The following is a 22629-nucleotide window of genomic DNA, read 5'->3' on the forward strand; positions in this document are numbered from 1 at the left end:
GAGCGGCTGGTCGGGGCCCGCGGGCGCCGCGGGGAGACATGTGGATGCCGACCGATCGACGTTATCGGCGGCGGTGGCGTGAATGGTGTCGCTGGACGGCCTGCTGGCCTTCGCCGAAAAGGCCGATCTTCCGCCGCGATACCGCCATCGGCATCGGCAGGTGGTCGCCAGCAACTCACTGGCAGACCTGCGTCGCGGACATCTACGCCGCTCAGACTACAGCCCGGCGACCTTCGCCGGATCGGCATCGGAGCCATCCTGCGTTTCCTGCTCGCGGCCGGGTGGCCCGGCGACCGGCGTCACGGTCGAGCCTGGCTGGGGCGAGCCGCGCTACGGGCGAGAACCGTCTCCGAAGCCGAACGGCGCGCGGTCATCGAACGACGGCACCGACCAGGACATGGGATCAGCGGCTGCTGATCGCCGTCGAGCACCGAAACCGCGCGATGGCCTACGCCGAGGCGGCGGCACCTGATCGACGCGGTCGCGGCCAGTTGCGCCGTCCCGCTGATCTGGCCACCCGTCACGATCAACGGACGACGGTACATGGACGGCGGCGTACGCTCGCTCGCCAACGTGGACCCTGCTGCCGGGAGCCTACAGCGGTGGCCGGATCGTGCCCATCACCACTTCTACCTGCGCTGCTCCGACTGCCCCTGGAGCCATGGCAGCGCCTGGGTGCCGCACGTCGCCGTGGACACCGAACGCCGCGCCTGCACGACCGGCGACAGCCATGCTCGACCCCACGCGACGCCGTATGCAAGCCTGGCTGGACCCGACCAGGCCGGGATTCAACGTGGACCAGATCCGTGCAACGAAGCTCAACTGACGGCCAGTCCACGCACTCGAAACTGGCCTGCGCAACGCCGCCGATTGCCGATGTAACGCCGCGTAGCCGACCATCGCGAGCGGCGCGGCGATCAGGGCGAACTCCGCTTCGTCATGCTCAAGATCATGGTCGCGCACCGGATCACGGCGCCTCCGGCGGATCCCCTGCCCGCGACCCTGAGAACCCCTGCGGTGCGCGGTCACGCAGATGGGATGCGTGCCGCGATCTGCTCCCGCGCGTGCGACTGACCCGGGTCGCCAACGCCTGTGTACTGCTCGAACTCGACGGTCACCGCGTGCTCACCGGCCCCTGGTTCACCGAACGCTGGTACCTGCGGCGCGGCGGCCGGCGTTGGGAGTACGCGTCATGAGCCTGCTGGACTCGCTTCCGCCTGCGCGATGGTCATTGAGCGCATGCTCGAGACCGACATCGACGCCGACGGCCCTACGACGTCCGCTGCCCCGCCCCGGCGAGTTGCAGTGGATCCACCGGCACGGGCCTGACCCATCGTCGCCGCACTCCGCGCGCTGCGTCTCCCTGCCGAGCCGGTGTCGCCTACGTCGCGGGCGAGGCGCGAATGCCGGGCAGTTCGCGCGGTCGGTCGATCCGTGCGCTGGATAGAACGCGGTCACCCGGCGGTCGCGGAGGTCCGTGCCGGTCGGGCGCTTTCCACAGTGGTCGGTGGCCGGGCGGCGTGCGGGTCGAGCCGGCGATGCAGCCGGCGCAGCGGGGCAGGCGCCCACCAGTTCGCTCGCCCGGCGAGGCGCATAAAGGCCGGCACCAGAACGGCGCGGATGATGGTCGCGTCGACGAGGATCGCGATCGCGACACCGATTCCGATCATCTGGAGATACATGACGCTGCCGGTGGCGTAGAGCGAGAACGACACTGCCAGGATGACGGCCGCGGAGGTGATCAGGGGAGCACTGCGTTGCAGCCCCTCCAGGACCGCGGGAAGCACGCCGGTATCTCGTACCGCTCCTTGATCCGGGAGAGCATGAACACCTTCGCAGCCCGCGGCGCTCCGTATGCGACGCAGGTCGAATGGGCAGCAGGTCCAGCTGATCGCGGTAGCCGAGGACGAGAGCGCCTGGTGACGAACACCAGCGCGCCGAATACATCGAGGCCGATGGGGTCTTCAGCGCTCAGGCTCGAACGGGATGAGCAGGCTGCCCGACATCAGCATCAGCAGTACGAAGGTGATGGCGAGGATCAGCGCGGCGACCAGCGGTACCCGCTCCATCAAGGTGGACCGAAAGTCGGTCAGCTCGGCCGGGTACCCGCCGACCAGCACGCGACCGAAGGGTGTCGGCTCGGCCCGGATCCGCTCGACGAGGTCGGAGACCTCGGTGCCGGCGAGCACGTCGCGGGTCGGGATCGCCTCCAGGCGGGTGCCCGACTGGCTGGTCAGCCGCTCCGGATTTGGCGCCGGGCGGGCTAGCACACCGTCGACGAAGACGCCGGCGCCCGAGTTGACACCGGCGATGCCGTCGATCCGCGAGAGTTGAGCGGCGTACCCGGTTGTCGCGTCTGGCCGGCCGGCGGGGGCGACGATGTGGATGGCGTCATTTGCCTCCTGGGCGAAGTTGGCCCGCAGCTCGTCGTACGCCTGACGGGTGGACGCCGACGGCGGCAGCACCCGGTCGTCGGGCAGGCCGATCCGCAGTCCCAGCGCCGGTGAGCCGAGCACTGCGATCAGGACGAGCCCGGCGGTGGCGAACAGCAGCGGCCGGCGCATCACCAGGGCGCCGAAGCCGTACCAGCCCCTGCCACCGGCCGCGTCTGGCGCTCTTCCCCGCCGGAGCGCCCGGGGGCCGAGCACGGCGAGCGCCGCGGGCAGCAGGGTCAGCGAGCCGAACACCGCGAACCCGACGACCAGGATGCCGGCGTAGGCGAACGAGCGCAGGAACGAGTACGGGAACACGAGCAGCGCGGACAGGGAGGCGGCGACAGTGAGCCCGCTGAAGATGACCGTACGGCCCGCGGTGCGGACCGTCGTCGCCACCGCATCTGGCACCCGCGCGCCGGTGGCCAGTTCCTCGCGGAACCGCGCGATGACGAAGAGGCTGTAGTCGACGCCGAGACCGACCCCCATGACCAACGTGATGTTGGCGGCAAAGGTCGACACCTCGGTGACTCCGGCCAGGAGACGGAGGCCGGCCAGCGTGCCGAACACGGCAAACAGTCCGATGCCGAGGGTCAGCAGGGCCAGCCGCACCCGCCGGTACAGCGCGAACAGGAGGATGACCATCACGGGAATGATCAGCATCTCCGCTCGGACGAAGTCCATCGTCGCCTGCTGGCTGATCTGGGCAGACACCGCCTCCGAGCCGGCCACCCGCACATCGATCGCGTCGGACGTACGCGTGAAGGCAGGCAGCAGCCGTTCCCTGATCTCCACGCGCGCGGTCGTGGCGTCGCCCTCGACGTGGGCCAGGACCAGCGCCTGCCGTCCGTCCGAGCCGCGCAGCATCGGGTCACCCCCCTCCGACCAGTACGACCACGCGTCCCCGACGAGCGGCCGGCTCCGCAGGTCGTCATGCAGTTGCTGACCGGCGGCGCGGGCCGCTGCGTCGTCCACGTTGCCGCTGCGGGCGGTGACCAGCAGGATCAGGTTCGCGTTGCCGGTACCGAATTCCCGCTGCAGCAGCTCCTGGGCCCGTACCGACTCGGTGCCGGGCGCCTCCCAACGGTTGAGCACCAGGACGCCCATGGCGCCGGCGCCGACAGCGGCGAACACCAGCGTCACGAGTAGACCGGTGACGAGCGTGATCCGACGACGCCGGGCGACGTACGCGCCCAGCCGGTGCAGCAAAGACATGCGGGGTCCTCTGCTAGGCTCAGAACACGAGCGGTCGCCCGTGTTTTGACAATACGAGCGACTACTCGTATTCGTCAAGACTGCCGGCATCGCAGAGGAGCACGCGTGACTGAGGCGCGTCCGGTCAAACGGCAGGCGCGCGGACGGCAGCGGATCGCGGACATCCTCGACGCGGCGCTCGTCCTGTTCGCGGAGACCGGGTACGAAGGGACGAGTACAAACGCCATCGCCGCCCGCGCCGGCATCTCTCCCGGTTCGCTGTACCAGTTCTTCCCGAACAAGGAGGCGATCGCAGAGGCGCTGTCCACCCGACTGCTGGAGCAGATGAAGGCGGCTCAATCCTCGGCGTTCGACCTGACGCGGGTTACCGACCTGACGCTCGACGAACTGATCGACAGGATGGTGGACCCGCTGATCGCGTTCAACCTGGCGAACCCGGGCGCGAAAGCCCTGATGGCGAACACCGACATGCCGGCCCGCCTGGGAGGGGCGGCGCGTCCGCTGCAGCAGGCGGTGGTCGGCAGGGTGGCAGCCATCATCGAAGCCCGTTCCCCCCAGCTTCCCGCCGCGGAACGGAACCTCACCGCGATGGTGACGGTGCGCATCGTCGCGGCCATGATGCCGCCCATCGGGGCCGCCCAGGGAACCGAGCGGGACGCGCTGATTGCCGAACTGAAGAAGGCGCTGCGTGGCTACGTCGCCCCGCTCGAGGCCCGCTGAGGTAGAGCTAGGCCCGACCACTCTCGTCAGGGCCCGAAGCCGAGGCCGCCCGAGGTAGGGCTGACTGGACGAGGATCGGGTGATTAGCCGCGCCGCGTCCGGTCGATCCCGTACGAGCGGTACCACCGCCACCGCAATGGAGGATCCCGAGGTTTTCCGCCATCCTCGGCGCGTACGTCGGCGGGCCGCCTGTGGAGAATCCCCCGTCTCCGGGTACCTGAGTGTGAAGCCGTACCGTTGCCGTCTGTGCGCAGGAGCTCGGCGGCCCGCATATCGGGACACCGGTTCTCGCCGCCGCTGCCGGGAAGGGTTGTCCCATGAAGTATCTGATGCTCATTTATGGCAACGAGGACGTCTGGAACACGCTCGCGCCGGCCGACCTCGCCGCGCTCATCGGTGAGGTCGACGCGTTCAACGACGCGCTGGCCGAGTCCGGGGAGTTGGTCAGCGCCGAAGGATTGGTACCGCCCGCCCGCTCGGTCCGGATGACGCAGGGCGGTCCGGTCGTCACGGACGGGCCGTACCTGGAGGCGAAGGAGTACGTGGGCTCCTTCTTCGTGGTGGATGTCGACGTCGACCAGCGGGCGCTGGACATCGCCCAGTCCTATCCAGGGCTGCGCTACGGCGGCAGCGTCGAGGTGTGGCCGTTCATGCGGGGCGGCTGGATCCCGCGTTGAGGGTCGACGCGTCGGTCGAGGGACTGCTGCGGACGCTCGCTGCCCCGGTGCTCGGTGCGCTCGTACGCCGCTACGGCGACTTCTACCGGTGTGAGGACGCGGTACAGGAGGCGTTGATCTCCGCCGTCAGCACGTGGCCGCGCACCGGCGTCCCAGCGCAGCCGCTGGGGTGGCTGAAGACGGTCGCCGCGCGTCGCTACCTGGATCAACTGCGCGCTGACACTGCCCGGGAACGTCGGGAGCGTGCCGTTCTGCAGGCCACCCCGCGCGATGCGCTGGTCGCCCCGCCGCCGGACCTGGAGCCAGTGCGCGACGACCTGCTTGAGCTGTTGTTCCTGTGCTGCCATCCGGCCCTGACCCCGTCCGCACAGGTGGCACTGACGCTGCGCGCGGTCGGCGGACTGAGCACGGCCGAGATAGCCGCGGCCTTCCTCGTGCCGGAGAAGACGATGGGCCAGCGGATTTCCCGGGCGAAACAGCGGCTGCGGGACCGACGCCCGATTCGAGCTTCCGCCGCAGCCCGAACGCGGGCCCCGGCTGCAGGCCGTGTTGCACGTGTTGTACCTGCTGTTCAACGAGGGCTACAGCGCCAGTTCCGGGCCGGTGCTGCAGCGGACCGACCTGACCCGGCAGGCCTTGTCGCTGGCGCGTCGACTACACGACCGGCTGCCCGATTCAGGCGAAACCGTAGGGCTGCTGGCGCTGATGGTGTTGACGGAGGCGCGCAGCGCGGCGCGCACCGGACCCGGTGGCATCCTCGTGCCGCTCACTGAGCAGGACCGGTCGCGGTGGGACCGGGCCGCGATCGCGGAGGGCGTCGCTCTGACCACCCACGGTCTCGCCATTCAGCCTCTCGGCCCGTACCAGATCCAGGCGGCGATCAGCGCGGTGCACACCGACGGCGCCGCCACCGACTGGACGCAGGTCCTGGCCCTCTACGACCAGCTCCTCGCGCTCGCGCCGACCCCGATCGTCGCGCTCAACCGAGCGGTCGCCCTGGCTATGGTGCGGAGCCCGGAGGCTGGGCTGGCGCTGCTCGGCGAGTTGGAGTCCGGGCCACTCGCCGGGAATCACCGGCTGCTGGCGGTCCGGGCACACCTGCTTGAGCAGGCCGGGGAACGGGCCGACGCGGCGACGGCGTACCGGGAGGCCGCACGCCTGACTGGGAGCCGGGCCGAGCAGCGGTTTCTCGCGCAGCAGGCCGTCCGCTGCACCGATTGAGCCCGTTCGTCGCGGCACGCGGGTAGAAATCGACCCTGCGGCTCCGATCTCCAGGTGAGCAGCCCGAACCACGGGCGCGAGAGAGCGGAGCGAGGACGATGACCAAGGTGACTGCCCAGATGTCGCTTTCACTTGACGGGTACTACGCCGGCCCTCAGCACACCGGCGACGGCGGCTGGGTGGAATCGGCGGAGGCCGCTGGGTTCTTCCGGATCACCCGTTGGGCGACCGAGGCGATGGCCTGGCGGGAGCGGTTGGGCTTCGCCGGCGGGGAGCAGGACACGAACTCGGAGATCCTGGCCGAGACGTTCGAGGCAGCCGGTGCATATGTCATGGGCAGGCGGATGGCCGACGGCGGTGAGGTGCCGTGGGGCGAGGAACCCCCGTTCCGCGCGCCGGCCTTCGTCGTGACGCACCGTCCCCGCGAGACCCTGGTACGCAAGGGTGGAACGAGCTTCACGTACGTCACCGACGGTGTCGCCAGCGCGGTCGAGCAGGCACGTGCGGCGGCGAACGGCAAGAACGTCGCCGTCGCCGGCGGTGGCAACCTGCTGCGCCAGGTACTCGAAGCCGGCCTGCTGGACGAGCTGGAGATCCACATCGCCCCGGTGGTGCTCGGCGCGGGGATGCGCCTGCTCGACGGCGGACTCGACCTCGGCGACTTCGAGGCGATCGAGCTCGCACCCACCAGGGTCGTGCACACGCCGCGGGTCACGCACATCCGGTACACCGTCAACGGGCGCGCGCCACTCGTGTTCGACGACCGCGGGAGCGGCGGCGGTCCGACCGAAGTCGCAGCCTCTCCCGCTGCCTGAAACCAACGCCACGACCGCACCCGGGCACCGCACCCGGTGCCCGGGTGCCCCTAACGCGGCAACCCTGTCGAGAGCACATCGAGAAAGTCAGCGGTAACTTTCTTCCATGATCGACGAAGATCCTGTAGGTTCCCACCATCCGTCAAGGTCGATACGAAGAGCGGAGTTCGTCATGCACCTGCCCGTCCTGCACACCGGCCGGTCACGGCGATGGTTGCTGTCCCGTGGCGCGGCCGTCGCGGCGGCGGCGGTCGGCGCGAACACGGTGCTCGCCGTGGACGCTTCGGCGCGCGCGCTCCCGGTCGTCGACATGGAGATGGTCCTCCTCGCCGCCCAGGTCGACCCGCCCAAGAGCGGCACCGGGCTCACGCCCGGGGCCGCGTCCCACGTCCTGGAGGTGGAGCGCGCACTGCAAGCCAAGGGCCTGCTCTCGTCGGGCGCGGTCGATGGACACTACGGGACCTCCACCGTCGCCGCCTACGCTGCCTGGCAGCGGTCGCTGGGATACTCGGGTCTCGACGCGAACGGCTTTCCGGGACCCACCTCGTTGACCAGCCTCGCCGACGGCAGGTTCACGGTCACCAGGGCCGTCTCCCCCGGCTCGCGGAGCAGCACGTACGGCGGGGTGCGGGTCAACACGCGCACCCGCGACATGCTCGCGGCCGCCGATGCCCTGCTGTCGTGGAGCCTGGTACTCAGCCAGGGCTCGTACACCTCGACGAACCCCAGTTCCGCCGGCACCCATGACGGCGGCGGAGTGGTCGACCTCTCGGTGACGAATCTGACGACCACCCAGCGCTGGCAGACGGTGCTGGCGCTGCGCACGGTCGGCTTCGCCGCCTGGTTGCGCAATCCGTCCCAGGGATCGTGGCCCTACCACATCCACGCCGTCGCCATCTCCGACTCCGACCTGGCCCCAGCCGCCGCCAACCAGGTCCACGACTACTACGTCGGCAAGAACGGCCTGGCCAACCACGCCGCTGACGACACCCCGACGGCCTACCGGACGGCGTTCACCTGGTGGGAGACGTACCGCAGAGGCTAGCCCGGCCGGGCCGGTGGTCGGGCCGGCACCTTCTAGTAATAGCTGTCGATCGGCTGGCGCGCCTCGTCGAACAGCGCCGGCCCCTCGTACCGGACCGGGGGTAGCGGCGGGGTGGCCGGCTTGACCTGCTCGAACTGTTCTTCTGACAGGGCGTAGACGACCCGGCCGAGGCCGGACCGGGCGATCGCGGTCGCGCACATCGGGCAGGGTTGGCAACTGGTGAACATGGTGGTGCCGGCCGCCACGTCGGGGGTGAGTTGCCGGGCGGCCCAGCGGGCCAGCTTCAGTTCCGGGTGGGCGGAGATGTCCGAGTCGGAGACCACGGTGTTGTGGTCCTCGATCAGGACGGTGCCGTCCGCACCGACAAGCAACGAGCCGAACGGCCGTTCGCCGGACGCCCCGGCCTGGCTGGCGATCTCCACGGCACGGCGGAGAAACTTCTCGTCCTCGGGGGTCATCGATCCTCCTGGGATGTGCGGTACGCGGCCACGGTCGCAAGGGTCTGCCAGGCGCGTTCGGGGTGGCGGATCTCGGTCAGGTCGCCGTTGAACGGGTCGAGCAGCACCGTCTCGGCGCCGAGCAGACGGATCTGGTCGATGTCGGCGAGGATCTGGTCGATGGTGCCGACACCGGCGAGCCGGTCGGGGTCGGTCACCGGTTCACGGGTCTCCCGCAGTGCGATGCGCGGCGTCAACGCGGGCACCGGGCGACCCAGTTCGTCGGCGGTGGTCTTCAGCCGCCCGGCCGCCTTGGCCAGCCATCCGGGCGTGATCCGCAGCGGGTGCCAGGCGTCACCGAGCAGCGCCGCCCGACGGATGCCGGCGTCGCTGTTGCCGCCGACCCAGATCGGGATCGCGGGCGTGTCGTAGTCGTCGGTGTTTCGCCAGGCGTCGCGCATCACCTGTAGATACTCGTCGGTCAGCGCGCCGCGCCGCCGGAACGGCACACCGAGCGCCTCGAACTCCTGCCGGGCCCAGCCGACGCCGACCCCGAGGACGAGCCGGCCGCCGCTGAGCCGGTTGAGGTTCGCCGCCATCCGGGCGGTGAGCAGCGGGTGCCGGTACGGGACGATGAGCACCGTGGTGCCCAGCCGGACCCGGTGGGTCAGCCCGGCCAGCCAGGACAGCGTGGTGAACGGCTCGTAGAACGGCGCCGGATACTGCTCGGCCACGTCCGGGGTCACCGCGATGTGATCCGAGACCATCAGCAGGTCGAATCCGAGACCCTCGACCGTCTGCGCCCACTGTCGCAGGAGGTCCGGGTCGGTACCCGGGGCGAAGTTCGGTACGTTCACGCCAATCAGCACGGTCTCAGGCTAGCCAGTGTGGATCCGGCCTGTGAACGCCGTATGCCCGACCGCGCCAGCCCGGCGGGTCCGGCGCTGATCACGCCGGCTCGGACCCGAGCGCGGCGAGCCTGGTACGCACCCGGACGCTCTCGTCCCCGCCGAGCTGGTCCAACACCCGCAGCGCCTCGTTCCACACGCCCCGTGCGCCCGGCCGGTCACCCATCGCCTGGAAGGTGTCGCCCAGATGGACGAGGGTGTTCGCCTCCCCGGTGCGGTGGCCCAGCTCCCGGCGCAGCCGCAGCGCCGTGCGGAAGCAGACGACGGCCCGGTGGTGGTCACCGAGGTGGTGCCGGGCGTAGCCGAGGCTGTCCCAGGTCGCCGCCTCGGCCACCCGGTCGCCCGTCCCACAGAGCAGGCTCAGCGCCTGGATGCAGTGGTGCAGCGTCTGGTGGTGATCGCCGAGCCGCGCATGACACCAGGCCACCGAGCCGACCGCCCGGGCCCGGTGTGCCCGGTGCCCGTCGGCCGGATACCGGTCCAGGGCCCGCTGGGCGTGCCAGAGCGCGCCGTGGTGGTTGCCCTGCCGTTCGAGCACGTACGACAGTCCGTGGTGGGCACGGGCCTCGCCGACCTGGTCCGCGAGTCGGACGTAAAGGTCCAGGGCATGTCGCAGGTGCGTGTGGGCGTCGTCGTCGCGCCCCAGGCGGGTGTAGGCGTAACCCAGGCCCCGGTGGGCCCGAGCCTGTTCCGCCCGGTTACCCAGCCGCCGGGTCGTCTCGAGTGCCATCCGCAGCAGGGCGGCCCGGTCGTGCCAGTGCCCCCGCCACTGCTGGAAGTCCGCGAGCGTCCAGACCAGTTGCCAGGTGTGCGTGTCGAATCCGGCGCCGGCGGCGCACTCGATCGCGGCGAGTAGCCCGGCGTATTCGTCCGCGAACCAGGTGAGGGCCGCCTCCCGGGTCGCCGGCGGCCGTATGGTCACACCGGCCGCGGACGGTGGCAGGACCAGCGGGTCCCGCAGCGGTTCGATCAGCCTGGCGGCGACGTGCCCGGTGTGCAGGTAGTGGTCCAGCAGACGGCGCAGCGACGACCGGCGGTCGGGCGGTTTGTCGTGGCTGGAGGCGAGCTCGGCCGCGTAGGCGCGGAGCAGGTCGTGCAGGGTGTACCGGCCGTCGTCCTGCTCGACCAGCAGGTGCGCCCGGCTGAGTTCCGCCAGCGGCTGACGTACCCGCTCGATTGGCGCTCCGACCAGGCACGCCAGCGCGGTGACCGAGATGTCCGGTCCCGGGTGTGCACCCAGTCGCCGGAACAGCCGGGCCGCCGGAACACCGAGCGACCGGTACGACCAGGAGAAGACCGCGCGCGGGTCGGTGGCGATGTCCGGGCTGCTGAACTCGTCGAGCCGTTCCCGGGCCGAGCGCAGTTGCCCGGCGAGCGCGGCGAGCCGCAACCGGGGGCGCTGCGCCGCCCGGGCCGCGGCGATCGCGAGCGCGAGGGGTAGCCGGGCGCAGCGTTCGACAACCTCGCGGGCGGCGACGGGTTCGGTGGCGATCCGGGCCGCGCCGAGCCGGCGGACCAGCAGTTCGAGGCCCTCCTCGGCGGTGAACAGCTCCAACTCGATCGCGTGTGCGCCATCGATGGCGACCAGACCGGTCAACTGGTCCCGACTGGTCAGCAGCGTGAGACTGTCCGGGCTGCCGGGCAGCAACGGTCGGAGCTGCTCCGCCGTGCCGGCGTTGTCGAGCACGACGAGCGCCCGACGGCCGTCCATCAGGGACCGGTAGAGGCCGCTCTGGCTGTCGACGTCCGGGGGCACGTCGGCGTCCGGCACGCCCAGGGCGCGCAGCAGCAGGGTCAGCGCCTGCTGGGTGGTCATGGCGGGGCGGTGGTCGTAACCCCGCAGGTTGAGCCACAGTTGGCCGTCGGGAAACCGGTCGGCCACCCGGCGGGCCCAGTGCAGAGCGAGTGCGGTCTTGCCCACCCCGGCGGTGCCACTGACCACCACGACCGTCGGTGAGCCCGGCCCGCCCCGCATTCCGCGCCCGGCGAGCAGGTTCGTCAGCTCGGCGACCTCCCGTGCCCTGCCGGTGAAGGCGGGTGCCTCCGACGGCAGTTGCCTCGGCACCACGGGAAGGACCACGCCGACGCTGCCGGCTTCCGTCCCGGCGAGGACCTCGGCGTGCCGCCGCCGCAGGTCGTCGCCGGGGTCGATGCCGAGTTCCTCGGCCAGATGCCGTCGCGCCTCGTGGTACGCGGCCAGCGCGTCGGCCCGGCGACCGTCGCGGTGCAGGGCGGTCATCAGCTGACCCCAGAAGCGCTCGCGCAGAGGTTCCCGGGCGACCGTCTCGAACAGCTCGTCGATGATCTCCGCGTACCGACCGAGACGCAGCTCCGCGTCGAACCGGCGCTCCAGCGCATTGAGGCGTTGCGCCCACAGCCGGGGAACCGCCTCGCGCTGCAACGCCTCCGACCGTACGTCGGCCAGCGGGTCGGCCCGCCACTGCGCCAGCGCGGCCCGCAGTGCGGCGGCCTCACGCACCGCGTCCGACTGCCCGGCCGCCTGGTCGGCCTCCGCCAGCCAGCGGTGGAACCGACCGAGGTCGACCTGCTCCTGCGGTACGTCGATCAGGTAACCGTCCGTGCTGGTAAGGATGATCTGCGGGCAACCCGCCTCGGCCAGCAGGGCACGGAGGCGGGTGGCGCACACCTGGACGCCGCAGCGGGGATTCGCCGGCTGCTCCGGACCCCAGATCACCGTGGCCAGTTCACCGAGCGGGACGGACCGGCCGGCATTCAGCAGCAGCCCGGCGAGCAGACTGCGCTGCTTCGGCGATCGGACCGGCACCCTCCGCCCGTCCACCGCCACCTCCAACGGCCCGAGCACACCGAACGCTGGGCTCGACACATCAGACGGCATCCGCTTCACATCCCCCATGGTGGAACGGTGGATCGGCCGTCGGATCGGCCACCGCGCGGCTTCCGAGCTACGCAGTTCGACGTACGACCCAGCCGGCACTTCCGCCCCGGCCTTCCTCCTCGACAGCACGGGCGTCGTCGTCGCTACGCCACTCCGAACACGTCTAGCGCGTTTCGTTGTTCGGCATCGGCGGGTGGCGCGGTGGACAAACAACCGCCGAACAACCGCCTCGATCGGCTCGCGGCGGATCCGGAATCCGTCAGTCGGCTCTGGCGGCGACGCCGGCTTGGCAGAATCGGCGACGGGCGAAGGGCCGACCGGGAGGCTGGTATGCCACGGAGGGAACGACCACTCGACCCCGGCGACGGTGTGCTCCTGCGGTTCGCGGCCGACCTGCGCCAGCTACGCCGGGCGGCCGGCAATCCGACCTACCGGGTGCTGGCCCGACAGGTGCACTACTCGGTCGCGACCCTGTCCGAGGCCGCCGCCGGCCGCAAACTGCCCAGTCTGGCCGTGACCCTGGCGTACGTGCGCGCCTGCGGCGGGGACGTCGACGAGTGGGAACAGCGGTGGCGGATGGCGGCCGCAGAGCTGGCCAGCGGGCCCGACGCGGGTGCTCCGGGCGGCCCGGCGGACGATCCGGGCCGGGACGCGCCGTACGTGGGCCTGGCCGCCTTCGAGGTCGGCGACGCGTACCGGTTCTTCGGCCGGGAACGGTTGCTCGATGAACTGGCGGCCCGGCTCTCCCGGCAACGGTTCGTGCCCGTCATCGGCGCGTCGGGGGCGGGGAAGTCGTCCCTGCTGCGCGCCGGTCTGCTCGCGCGGGAACGGACCCGCGCCGGCGGTCGGCCGACGCTGCTCTGCACGCCCGGGGCGAGTCCGCTCCGGGAGTGCGCCCGGGCACTGGCCGGACTCGGCGGCGACAGCCCGGAGACGGTGCGTACCGAGCTGGCCCGTGGCCCGGAGGGGCTGCACCGGATGGCGGTGGCGGCTGTCGCCGGTTCCGGCACCGAGTTGCTGTTCGTCGTCGACCAGTTCGAGGAGATCTTCACGCTCTGCCGCGACGAGGACGAACGCGCCCGGTTCGTCGGCCTGCTCGCACACGCCGTACGGACCCCGGACAGCCGCTGCCGGGTCGTGCTCGGGTTGCGCGCCGACTTCTTCGCCCACTGCACCGACGATCCCCAACTGGCTCCGCTGTTCAACGACGCCCCGTTGATCGTGGGTCCGATGACGGCCGACGAACTCCGCCGCGCGGTCACCGAACCCGCCGGGCGGGCGGGCTACAGCGTCGAGACCGCCCTGCTGGTCACGCTGGTGGCGCAGGCCAACGGCCAGGTGGGCGTGCTGCCCCTGCTCTCGCATGCCCTGCTGCAGACCTGGTACCGGCGTCGGGGCAACGCCCTCACCCTCGCCGGGTTCCAGGCCGCCGGCGGCATCGACGGCGCCCTCGCGCACACCGCCGAAACCCTGTACCGCGCGCTCCCGGCCGACCAGCAACGACTGGTCCGGCACCTGCTGTTGCAGCTGACTGCCCCCGGGGAGGGCACCGCGGACACCAAACGCCGTCTCCACCGGGAGGAGGTGGGTTCGGATCCGGACAGCGTCGCCGTGCTGACCCGCCTCGCCGCAGCCCGACTGATCACCCTCGACCGGGAGAGCGTGGAGATCACCCACGAGGCGCTCATCCAGTGCTGGCCCCGGTTGCGCGGCTGGCTCGCGGAGGACCGCGACGGCCGGCGCGTACATCAGGACCTTGCCGCGGCGGCCAGGGACTGGGACGCGCACGGCCGCGATCCCGGCTACCTCTACCGGGGCGTGCGCCTCGCCACCGCGCACAGCTGGGCCCGGGCGGCCGAGCCCCGCCTCAGCGCGCGCGAGAGCCGGTTCCTCGCCGCCGGCGTCGCCGCCCGGGACGCCGAACAGATCGCCGCCGACCGGCGCAACCGGCGCCTGCGGGTGCTCGCGGCGACGCTCGGCGTCCTGACCGCGCTCGCCGTGACAACCAGCGGCATGGCGGTCCGCGCCGAGCAGGCGGCCACCCGGCAGCGGGACGACGCGACGTCGCAGCGGGTCGCCGGCGCTTCCCTCGCGCTGCGCACCACCAGACCGGCCCTGGCCGCCCAACTCGCACTCGCCGCCTACCGGCTGTCCCCGACCCCGGAAGCTCGGGGCGCCCTGTTGAGCACCTTCGCCACGCCCTACGCCGCCGAGATCGACGGTGCCAATCCGGTCGAGTCGGTGGCGTTCAGCCCAGACGGGCGCACGCTGGCCGTCGGCGACGGCCGGGAGGTCAGGCTGTGGGACACCACGGATCCGCAGCGTCCGCGTCCGTCCGGCACGCTGACCGGATCGAGCGGCGCCGTCGACGCGGTCATGTTCAGCCCGGACGGGCGGACGATCGCCGCCGCTGACGACGGCGCCGTCCTGCGCTGGACCCTGCCGGAGTCGGTACCGCAGGCATTCTCACCGAAACGGGACGGCCTCCGGGGCGGATCGGTGGCGTTCAGCCCGGACGGCCGGACCATCGCCACCCACACCCGGCCGCTCGTGTTCAGTCCCCGCGGCGATCTGCTGGCCGTCACCGGTCCCGGCGACGCCGTACGAGTGCACCGGGCGGCCGGCCCGGCCGGTGTACCGCCGCCGGCCCCCGAACTGGTCTCCCTCGCCGACCGGGCCGGACCGGTCAACGGGGTGGCCTTCACCCCGGACGGCGGGGCGGTCGCCACCGCCGGCGACGACGGCCTGATCCGCATCTGGGACGTCGCCGAGCCACGGCAGCCGCGCCCCCGGGCCGTCCTGGCCGGGCACACCGATGCCGTGCGCGCGATCGCCTTCAGCCCCGACGGGCGCACCCTCGTCTCCGGCGGTGCCGACGCCACGGTACGGATCTGGGCCACCGCCGACGTGTGGCATCCCAGGCAGGTGGCCAGCCTGTCCGGGCACGTCGCGGCGGTGAACTCCGTGACGTTCAGCCCGGACGGGCGGACCATCGTCACCGGGGGAAGTGACCATGTCACCCGACTGTGGCGCCTGCCCGGCCCGTGGCTGCTCGGCCATGCCAGCTCCGTGTACGCGGTGGCGATCAGCCCCGACGGGCGCCGGTTGGCCAGCGGCAGCTACGACCGCACCGTACGGCTGTGGGACCTGGACCCCTCGGGACAGCCCCGGGAGGCCGGCAGGCTGCTCGGCCACGCCGCAGCGGTCAACTCGGTCGCCTTCAGCCCTGACGGAGGCATGCTGGCCAGTGCCGGCCACGACCGCACCGTGCGGCTGTGGCGACAGGCCGGTCCGCGTCCACCGGACACACCGGTCCGGTCGCTCGCCCATCCGGCCTCCGTCGAGGAGTTGGCCTTCGACCCACGGGGCGGCCTGCTTGCCACCGCCGGTCAGGATGGTGTGCTGCGGTTGTGGGACGTGACCACCGCAGGCGTTGGGACTCCGATCGCCGTGTTGAAGGGACATGCCGGAGCGGTGGAGTCGGTCGCGTTCCGGACCGACGGGCGACTTCTCGCGACCGGCGGCGCCGACCGCACCGTGCGGCTCTGGAACCTGACCAACCGAAGTGCACCGGTTGCGGGCGCCGTCCTGACCGGGCACGCCGACACCGTGAAGGCCCTCGCGTTCAGTCCCAGCGGTCGCACCCTGGCCAGTGCGGGCGAGGACCGCGAGGTACGGCTCTGGGACGTCGCCGACCCGCGGGCAACCGCGCACCGGGGCACGCTGAGCGGACACACCGACGGCGTCAACGCCGTCGCGTTCGCCGCCGGCGGCGTGCTGGTCACCGCCAGCTCCGATCGCACGGTGCGGCTCTGGGACGCCACCGATCCGCGTCGAACGGCCGAACTGGGGACCCTCACCGGCCACGCCAAGCCCGTCGACGCCCTCGCCGTCGCCCCGGACGGACACACCCTCCTGACCGGCAGCGAAGACTGGACGGGGCTGCTCTGGGACGTCGATCCGCAGGAGGTGGCCCGGAAGGTCTGTGCGATGGTGCCGGCGCCGGTGTCCCGCTCCGAGTGGGAGCGCTACTTCCCCGACCATGCCTACCACTCCCCCTGTCCGGTGGGTGGACCCGGCTGACCGGGAGGCGCCAGCGGGAGGACTCCCCCGAATTCCCTCGGCCCCTGGCTGGACGAACGCGGATTCATCGACCCCGGCGTCCGGCAATCCTCGCCAGGCCAGTGGAGTGTGGCCGCCGGGCGCACCAGCGAGGAGTACGTCGAGGAGTCCTGACCGGCCCCCGGCCGGGCGGCTCAGGTCAGGGAGAACTTCTCGTCGGCCTGCTTCAGTGCCACACAGAGTTGCCTGCACTCCTCGAGAGTGTGGGTGGCTGTCACTCCGATGCGGAGTCGGCCCTTGTTCTTCGGCACGGTCGGTGCCACGAACGCGGCGGTGAACACGCCGTTGTCCATCAGCCAACGGGCCACCGCCGCCGTCTTCTCCTCCGACCCGATCAGCACCGGCACGATCTGGCTGCACGTGTCGAGCAGATCGAAGCCTTCCGCGCGTAGCGTGCTGGTCACGTACTGCACGTTCTCGTTCAGGCGGGAGCGCAGATCCGCCCCGTGCTTCTCGATGTATTCCAGTGACGCGAGGGTTGCCCCGGCGACCGCCGGGGCCGATCCCCGGGAGCTGGTGTACGACGGCGCGAGCGCACGCAGCATCAGGTTGATCTGCTCGTTCGCCACTACGAATCCACCCACACTCCCCAGGGCCTTGCTCATGGTGCCCACCACCACGTCGACATCGTCGAGGACCCCGAAATGGTCTGCGGCCCCCAGACCCCGGGGGCCGACCACGCCAAACGAGTGTGCCTCGTCGACCACCACCAGCGCGTCGTAGCGCTTCGCCAAATCCACGATCTGGTCCAGAGGTGCGAGGTCACCGTCGGCAGAGTACAAACCGTCGACCACGACGATTCGCCGCCGCCGATCCCCGCTCTTGGCGAGCACGCGTTCGAGTCGAACCATGTCGTTGTGCAGGAAGGTACGTACCTCTGCGCCGGACAGCCGGCTACCCGTGAAGATGGAGACATGGTTCGTGTGGTCGTTGATGATCACATCCTCGGGTCCGGCCAGCGTGGTGAGAACCGCCAGGTTGGCCGCGAATCCTGACGGGAACATGAGGGCGGTTTCTTTGAAGTGAATCCTCGCCAGGTGCTCCTCGACCGCGTGGTGCAGTACGGTGTGCCCGCACAATGCCTGAGAGCCGTAGGTGTTGGTACCGAACGCGCGGATCGCCTCGATGGACCGCTCGACGATCTCGGCATTCTGCGACAGTCCCAGGTAGTCGCAGGATCCGAACATGAGGGCCTCGCGGCCATTCATGCGTACGGTGTTGCCGATGTTGGCCTCGACGAGCGGAAAGAATGGCGAGGCGTCCTGGCTTACCCACGACTTGAAGGCTTCGACTCTTGGGTCGGTAAGATCAATTTTCACCGGGGACCACCCTGTTGTTCACTGAATCGACGGGGGAAGGTTCGTCGCATGTGATGCCGACCCGCTCGCCCGACTTCGCACTGCCGTCGGGGGAGCTTCAGGCCGCACTCTCGCTGAGGGTAAGGCGGTCGATGGTCATTCGACCCCTTCGCGAATTAGCGCGACTCGGTACAGGATTGCTTCAAGATTATTTTCACGGAAAACATGAGCACACAAGAAGACAGTCGTGTGACCTGCGTCATGCTTACAAAGACATCGACGCGGGCTGTTTGGCGGCGAGCCTGAACAGGGAGAGAACTAGGTCGAGCGGAAGAAGAAGGACGATCCCCGCCGAACCATGGGTTGTGACAAACTTCTCTCTGTCCAGGTTCCGGGCCTGGTCAGGGGTACGACAGGTGAACCTGGAGCGAACGGCATGGGACGACTCGGCGCAGCAGGCGAAGCCCACAACGAATCGCAGGACGGCACGATTTTCCTGGCCGAGAAGCCCGGCTACACAGTGGAGCCGCTGGTCGAGTTGCCGCCAAAGCAATGGTGAATGGGGCGCAGCCCGCTTCGGCGTCGGTTTCAGCTTCCAGCGGTCACCGATGATATGACCCATTCAGATCGCCTCGTGTCACAACGGGCCCAACCAGCTGCATTCATGATCTGCGAGACAGCACCGGGTGGCTCTGGTCGCAGCAGGGAGGGCCGGTCCTTACGGGACCGGCCCTCCCCCTGGCGTCAGACGTCTACGAGTCCGAGGCCGGAACCGCTGGCTTCGGCTCGACCAGCGTGAAGGTCACGGTCGTGACGTTGCCCGCCACGTCGTACACCTTCAGCTCGTTCGCCCCGAGCACCGCCCCGAACACACCGGGCTTCGCCCCGTTGAGATCGGAGTGGGTGTTGTCGGTCAGGTCCTTCCCGACCCCGTTCAGGGTGAGCTTGTCGACCTTGTACTCGTCGAACAGCTTGAACGACACCACCTCGTACCCGGCCGCAGCCGTGCCGACCGTCTCGGTCGCGCCGTCCTTCACCGTCACCGTCGGGCCGGTGACATCCAGTACGAAGGTCAGCGTCGTGACATTGCCCGCCACGTCGTACACCTTCAGCTCGTTGCTACCGGCCTTGCCGCCGAACGTGCCCGGCTCGACCCGGTTGAGATCGGAGTAGGCGTTGTCGGTCAGGTCCTTCCCGACTCCGTTCAGGGTGAGCTTGTCGACCTTGCCGGCGTCGAACAGCTTGAAGGAGACCGAGCCGTAGACCCCGTCCTTGCCCTTCGACTCCGGCTTCACCGTGATCGTCGGAGCGGTCGTATCGGGTGCGGCCGGGACAGCGATGTCGGTTCTCATCGACGGCAGCTCGGCCTCGTCGCCCAGGTAGAAGCTGGCGAAGCCCAACTGGTCGTAACCGGTGTTCTTGTTCGCCACCCCGTTGCGGTACATCGGGTCGTGCATCAGCGTCCGGATGCCGTACTCGGTCGGCGACAGGGTGCTGACGATGGCCAGACGGTTGTCGCTGGCCCGCAGGACGATCTCCTCGCGCCAGTCGCCCAGCAGGTCGGCCTTGAGCGTGGGGGTGCTCTTGTTGCCGGTCGACGTCATGCCGGTCGCGAGATACGAGGAGGTCGCGAAGGTCGAATCGTCGACCGTGCTGATGGTGGCGCCGCTGACGGCCATCGCCGTCAGGCCGCCGCCGAACCAGATGGCGTACTGGCCGCTGCTCAGGTTGTTGCTGCCGTTCAGGAGCTCGCCGGTGAGCATGCTCCGGGCGCCGTTCTGTGAGTATCCCTGCGCACCGGGCCAGCGGTTGGAGAAGTTGCCGGCCACCGCGCCTTCGGCGTCAGTGCCGGCGTAGACACCGAAGATCATCGAGTTTTCCCGGACGACCTCGCCCTGGTCGTCGCGCCGCATGCCCTTCAACGGGTCGTGCGCCTCCGGGCCGGGCAACCAACCCCGTTGCCTGCCGGTGCGGATGTCGTCGTACAGGTTCTCCTCACTGCCGGACCACATGCGGATGTTGTTGTCCTTGTCGACCGGGAGCAGCGCGCTGCGGTCGCCGTGGCGGAGCGGTGCCCACTCGTTGCGCGGGTTGTTCCGGACCTCGTCGGTGGCGAACTCGAAGCTGTTGGCAACCGGCGGGACGCTGTTCTGCCCCTCGATCGTGGGCATGGTGTCGCCGTTGATCACCTTGGGCAAGATCTTGGTACCGTCGGCGCTCAGGCCGAGGACCATGGCTTTCATCACGATCTCGTCCCGGCCGTCGCCGTCGAGATCGGCGGAGTCGGTGAAGTGGTTGCCGCGGTTCTGGTAGTCGTAGGCGGTGCCGCCCAGGGACCAGTACCGCGGGTCGGCCGAGTCGAAGCTGGCCTGGAGGTTGACCTTGCCGTTCACGATGTTGAAGGCGGCGAAGGTCGTCCGTGCGTAATAGCCGCGCTGGGAGACCGCGTAGTTGTTCTTGCCGTCCAGGGCTGCCACGACGCCGACGTAGCGGTTGGCGCGGTTGCCCTGCGCGTCGCCCCACGACGCCGCCTTCCACGGATTCTCCAGCCAGTAGGCCTCCGAGGGGGCCATCATCTGCGACTTGTAGTCGGCGGGGCCGCTGCCGGCGCCGGGGCCGGGGTAGGCCAGGTAGGAGAAGTTGCCGCGCTGGGTGGCGGGTGTCATGGCCCAGTTGTCGCCGTCGACGCTGCCCTTGTAGGGGAACGGATACCGGGCGCTGTCCACGAGTACGCCCTTGCCGGCATCGGCGTCCCACCTGAAGGCCGAGAAGAACTCCTGGTCGTCCTTGGCGGGTCCGATCGGGCCGACGTGGTATGTCTTGATCCACCGTTTGACAGCCGGATCATTGACTCCGTCGTTGCCGTTTCCGGCCACCGGGCTGCGGTAGCTGATGGCGAAGCTGTTGAGGAGCGACCAGTAGGTGTCGAGAGCACCGGTGTCGCCGGTGGCGAAGTATTCCTTGAACCTGTCCGTGGTCGCCTTCAGGCCGTCCTCGCCGCCGACGACGGTGTCAAGGGTGTTCGGATAGACGACGGACTGCGACGCCTCGTCCCAGTTGCCGATGCGGGTGCCCAGGGCGGTCTTGAGCATCAGCTCGGACCTGCCGTCACGGTCGAAGTCCTCGGCGAACAGGGTGGTCTCGTGGTCGTTGCCCGCCCGCACGTTATAGCCCATGTCGACACGGAACAGCAGGGTGCCATCCAGCTTGTACGCATCGACGTACTCGGGAGCGGTGGTGGTGTTGCTGCCATTGAAGATCGGCTCGGAGTACATGGGGTCCTGCTGGGTGCTGCGCCACTTGACGACGATCTCGTATTCGCCGTCGCCGTCGAAGTCGCCCACCGTCATGTCGTGCGTGGCGTAGGCGCTGCTCTGCGACGTGTACACCGCGCCGGTGCTGGTCTTCGCGTAGGGAAGCGACGTGCCGGCGTCCAGGTTCTTCACGTACTTGATGAACTCGGCTTCCAGCTCGTCGTACAGCGCTTCCGTGATCTTGCCGGCCACGAGGGAATTGGTCAGGGGCCGGGCGGTGGCGTACGTGGCGACGCCGAGAGCGTTGGGCGTCGTGTTGTACTCGTTGAGCTTGGCGACCCAGGCGTCGAGCTGCTCCTGAGTCACGGTCGCCTGATCGTCGTACGCCACACGGAACCCTCTGAGCAGATCCATGTCGACGACGTACCAGTTCTGGTTTCCCGTGCCCGGGACGACCATGTTGGCCGCGTTCAGATTGGTGCCGGGGCCGAACCGCTGGTCGCGGTAGGTGAAGTGCGCGAGCGGCACGGGAGCCGGCGCAGGCTTGAGCGGGATGTAGTTCGCCGCGCCCCGGTTGGCCTGGCCTGCCTGGCCGGCCAGGGCTGACAGCATGGGCACGCTCATGCCCTGTCGCTCGCCCTCGGCGCCGTCGATGACCGGCGCGACCTCGTAGACGGAGCCGAGAACGCCGTTCGGGTCGGTGTAGTTGGACGGGGTGACGTCTTCCTTCACGATGCCGGGGTTCGTGTCGTAGTCGCTCTCGGGCGCAACGTCCCTGGGCGCGATCGTGGCGATCTTCAGGAAGTCCGCACCACCGTCCTTGCGGTAGACGTTCCAGGAGATGCCGTCAGGTTCGTTGCCCAGGAAACGCCAACTCAGGAATATTCCGTCCGGGGTCTGGGCGGCGACCAGGCCGCGGGTCAGATACTCCATCTGGCGCGGACCGGGCGCAGGGGCAGCGCTCGCAGCCGGAGCGGTGGAGCCGAACAGGGACAGGCTCACGGCCAGCGCCAGGGGCAAGGGTACGAGTTTACGCAGTGTCGCACTTTGTTCTCCATCTCGCATCACCCACCGTTGGGTAAGCGCTTTCCCCCGCATCCTGCCGCGTCCCGCTCCGTCGCGCAAGATCCAAGATTCACTTCCCGATCGGCACCTCGGCTCCGCCGCTGAGCAGGCCAACGCGTTTCTCGCCAGGCCCGCGTCGAAGCCGAGCACCAGCCGGCGCGGGGCCCAGGCCTGTGACGACGAGCGGCCACCGGAGGTGCCCGTGCCGAAACGTCAGACGCGCGGCGCCCCGTCCTCAGAAGCGTCGCGACGCCCAGCCGCACGGGGCGGCGTCGCGGGGATGGTGCCGTCGGTGCGGGTCGTGCCCGCCGCAGCGGCAGGCGTGGACTTGCGACGGTGGAACGTGAGGGTCATGACCAGCACGACCAGCGCGCCGACGATCAGCCCGAGGATCGCGCTGGCCACCGTGTTGACGAGCCAGCCGAAGAACCCGCCGAGCACACCCGTGGCGTCGTGAGCGACTTCCTCCAGGTGGTGCACGGCCCCGTACAGGAAGTGCAGACCCAGATCGTCCGCGCCTACCAGCAGGATGTGCCCGCCCACCCACAGCATCGCGGCGGTGC

15 protein-coding genes and 2 pseudogenes are annotated in these 22629 nt (G+C 70.0%); 9 read left to right on the forward strand and 8 right to left on the reverse strand.

The window, feature by feature from the left end:
- Positions 1 to 456: 456 nt before the first annotated feature.
- Together ACQEUR_RS24720 and ACQEUR_RS24725 are read left to right on the forward strand one after the other, a co-directional pair.
- A pseudogene (locus tag ACQEUR_RS24720) lies at positions 457 to 882 on the forward strand (patatin-like phospholipase family protein); the annotation flags it as partial.
- Positions 883 to 1064: 182 nt separating this feature from the next.
- Entirely contained in the window at positions 1065 to 1196 is a 132-nt protein-coding gene (locus ACQEUR_RS24725; RefSeq protein WP_433035628.1) for a hypothetical protein, read from the forward strand.
- Between the two features lie 258 nt (positions 1197 to 1454).
- Here ACQEUR_RS24725 and ACQEUR_RS24730 read toward each other — a convergent pair whose 3' ends face one another.
- Positions 1455 to 1787, reverse strand: a complete 333-nt coding sequence (locus ACQEUR_RS24730) for an MMPL family transporter (protein WP_433035631.1) — start codon at positions 1785 to 1787, stop codon at positions 1455 to 1457.
- Between the two features lie 177 nt (positions 1788 to 1964).
- Complete coding sequence (locus ACQEUR_RS24735; protein ID WP_433035634.1) at positions 1965 to 3647, reverse strand: MMPL family transporter; 1683 nt, start codon at positions 3645 to 3647, stop codon at positions 1965 to 1967.
- Between the two features lie 105 nt (positions 3648 to 3752).
- Here ACQEUR_RS24735 and ACQEUR_RS24740 point away from each other — a divergent pair, with 105 nt between their 5' ends.
- The 5 genes and pseudogenes from ACQEUR_RS24740 (at position 3753) to ACQEUR_RS24760 (ending at position 8125) form a co-directional block, all read left to right on the forward strand.
- Positions 3753 to 4367 carry a TetR/AcrR family transcriptional regulator gene (locus ACQEUR_RS24740; protein ID WP_433035637.1) on the forward strand — a complete coding sequence of 205 codons (615 nt, stop codon included), beginning with the start codon at positions 3753 to 3755 and terminating at the stop codon, positions 4365 to 4367.
- Positions 4368 to 4684: 317 nt separating this feature from the next.
- A complete protein-coding gene (locus tag ACQEUR_RS24745) occupies positions 4685 to 5044 on the forward strand; it encodes a YciI family protein (RefSeq protein ID WP_433035640.1) in 360 nt (119 codons plus the stop codon).
- Positions 5041 to 6265, forward strand: a pseudogene (locus tag ACQEUR_RS24750) (RNA polymerase sigma factor). Before ACQEUR_RS24745 ends, ACQEUR_RS24750 begins: the two are co-directional and overlap by 4 nt.
- 98 nt (positions 6266 to 6363) lie before the next feature.
- Entirely contained in the window at positions 6364 to 7080 is a 717-nt protein-coding gene (locus ACQEUR_RS24755) for a dihydrofolate reductase family protein (RefSeq protein ID WP_433035643.1), read from the forward strand.
- Between the two features lie 172 nt (positions 7081 to 7252).
- On the forward strand, positions 7253 to 8125 hold the full coding sequence (locus ACQEUR_RS24760) for a peptidoglycan-binding protein (protein ID WP_433035646.1): 873 nt from the start codon (positions 7253 to 7255) through the stop codon (positions 8123 to 8125).
- Positions 8126 to 8157: 32 nt separating this feature from the next.
- Here the strand turns inward: ACQEUR_RS24760 and ACQEUR_RS24765 are convergent, their stop codons facing one another.
- The 3 genes from ACQEUR_RS24765 to ACQEUR_RS24775 form a co-directional block, all read right to left on the reverse strand.
- The gene (locus ACQEUR_RS24765; protein WP_433035649.1) at positions 8158 to 8583 is read right to left on the reverse strand and encodes a nucleoside deaminase; all 426 of its coding nucleotides are present in this window, start codon (positions 8581 to 8583) and stop codon (positions 8158 to 8160) included.
- Complete coding sequence (locus ACQEUR_RS24770) at positions 8580 to 9431, reverse strand: LLM class flavin-dependent oxidoreductase (protein ID WP_433035652.1); 852 nt, start codon at positions 9429 to 9431, stop codon at positions 8580 to 8582. Before ACQEUR_RS24770 ends, ACQEUR_RS24765 begins: the two co-directional genes overlap by 4 nt.
- Positions 9432 to 9510: 79 nt before the next feature.
- Positions 9511 to 12345, reverse strand: a complete 2835-nt coding sequence (locus tag ACQEUR_RS24775; protein ID WP_433035655.1) for an AfsR/SARP family transcriptional regulator — start codon at positions 12343 to 12345, stop codon at positions 9511 to 9513.
- A 312-nt stretch (positions 12346 to 12657) separates the two neighbouring features.
- Here ACQEUR_RS24775 and ACQEUR_RS24780 point away from each other — a divergent pair, with 312 nt between their 5' ends.
- Positions 12658 to 16410 (forward strand): hypothetical protein, encoded by a 3753-nt coding sequence (locus ACQEUR_RS24780; protein ID WP_433035658.1) that lies wholly within the window; start codon positions 12658 to 12660, stop codon positions 16408 to 16410.
- Between the two features lie 173 nt (positions 16411 to 16583).
- Here ACQEUR_RS24780 and ACQEUR_RS24785 read toward each other — a convergent pair whose 3' ends face one another.
- Positions 16584 to 17768, reverse strand: a complete 1185-nt coding sequence (locus ACQEUR_RS24785; RefSeq protein WP_433035661.1) for an aminotransferase class I/II-fold pyridoxal phosphate-dependent enzyme — start codon at positions 17766 to 17768, stop codon at positions 16584 to 16586.
- 415 nt (positions 17769 to 18183) lie between these two features.
- Here ACQEUR_RS24785 and ACQEUR_RS24790 point away from each other — a divergent pair, with 415 nt between their 5' ends.
- Complete coding sequence (locus tag ACQEUR_RS24790) at positions 18184 to 18306, forward strand: hypothetical protein (protein ID WP_433035664.1); 123 nt, start codon at positions 18184 to 18186, stop codon at positions 18304 to 18306.
- Positions 18307 to 18499: 193 nt separating this feature from the next.
- On the opposite strand, the gene ACQEUR_RS24795 is transcribed toward ACQEUR_RS24790, so the two are convergent.
- Complete coding sequence (locus ACQEUR_RS24795; RefSeq protein ID WP_433035667.1) at positions 18500 to 21934, reverse strand: hypothetical protein; 3435 nt, start codon at positions 21932 to 21934, stop codon at positions 18500 to 18502.
- Between the two features lie 345 nt (positions 21935 to 22279).
- On the reverse strand, positions 22280 to 22629 hold a 350-nt coding region (locus ACQEUR_RS24800; protein ID WP_433035670.1), incomplete at its 5' end, for a DUF808 family protein.

It is taken from the genome of Plantactinospora sp. CA-290183, from assembly GCF_050936375.1.
GTDB lineage: Bacteria > Actinomycetota > Actinomycetes > Mycobacteriales > Micromonosporaceae > Plantactinospora.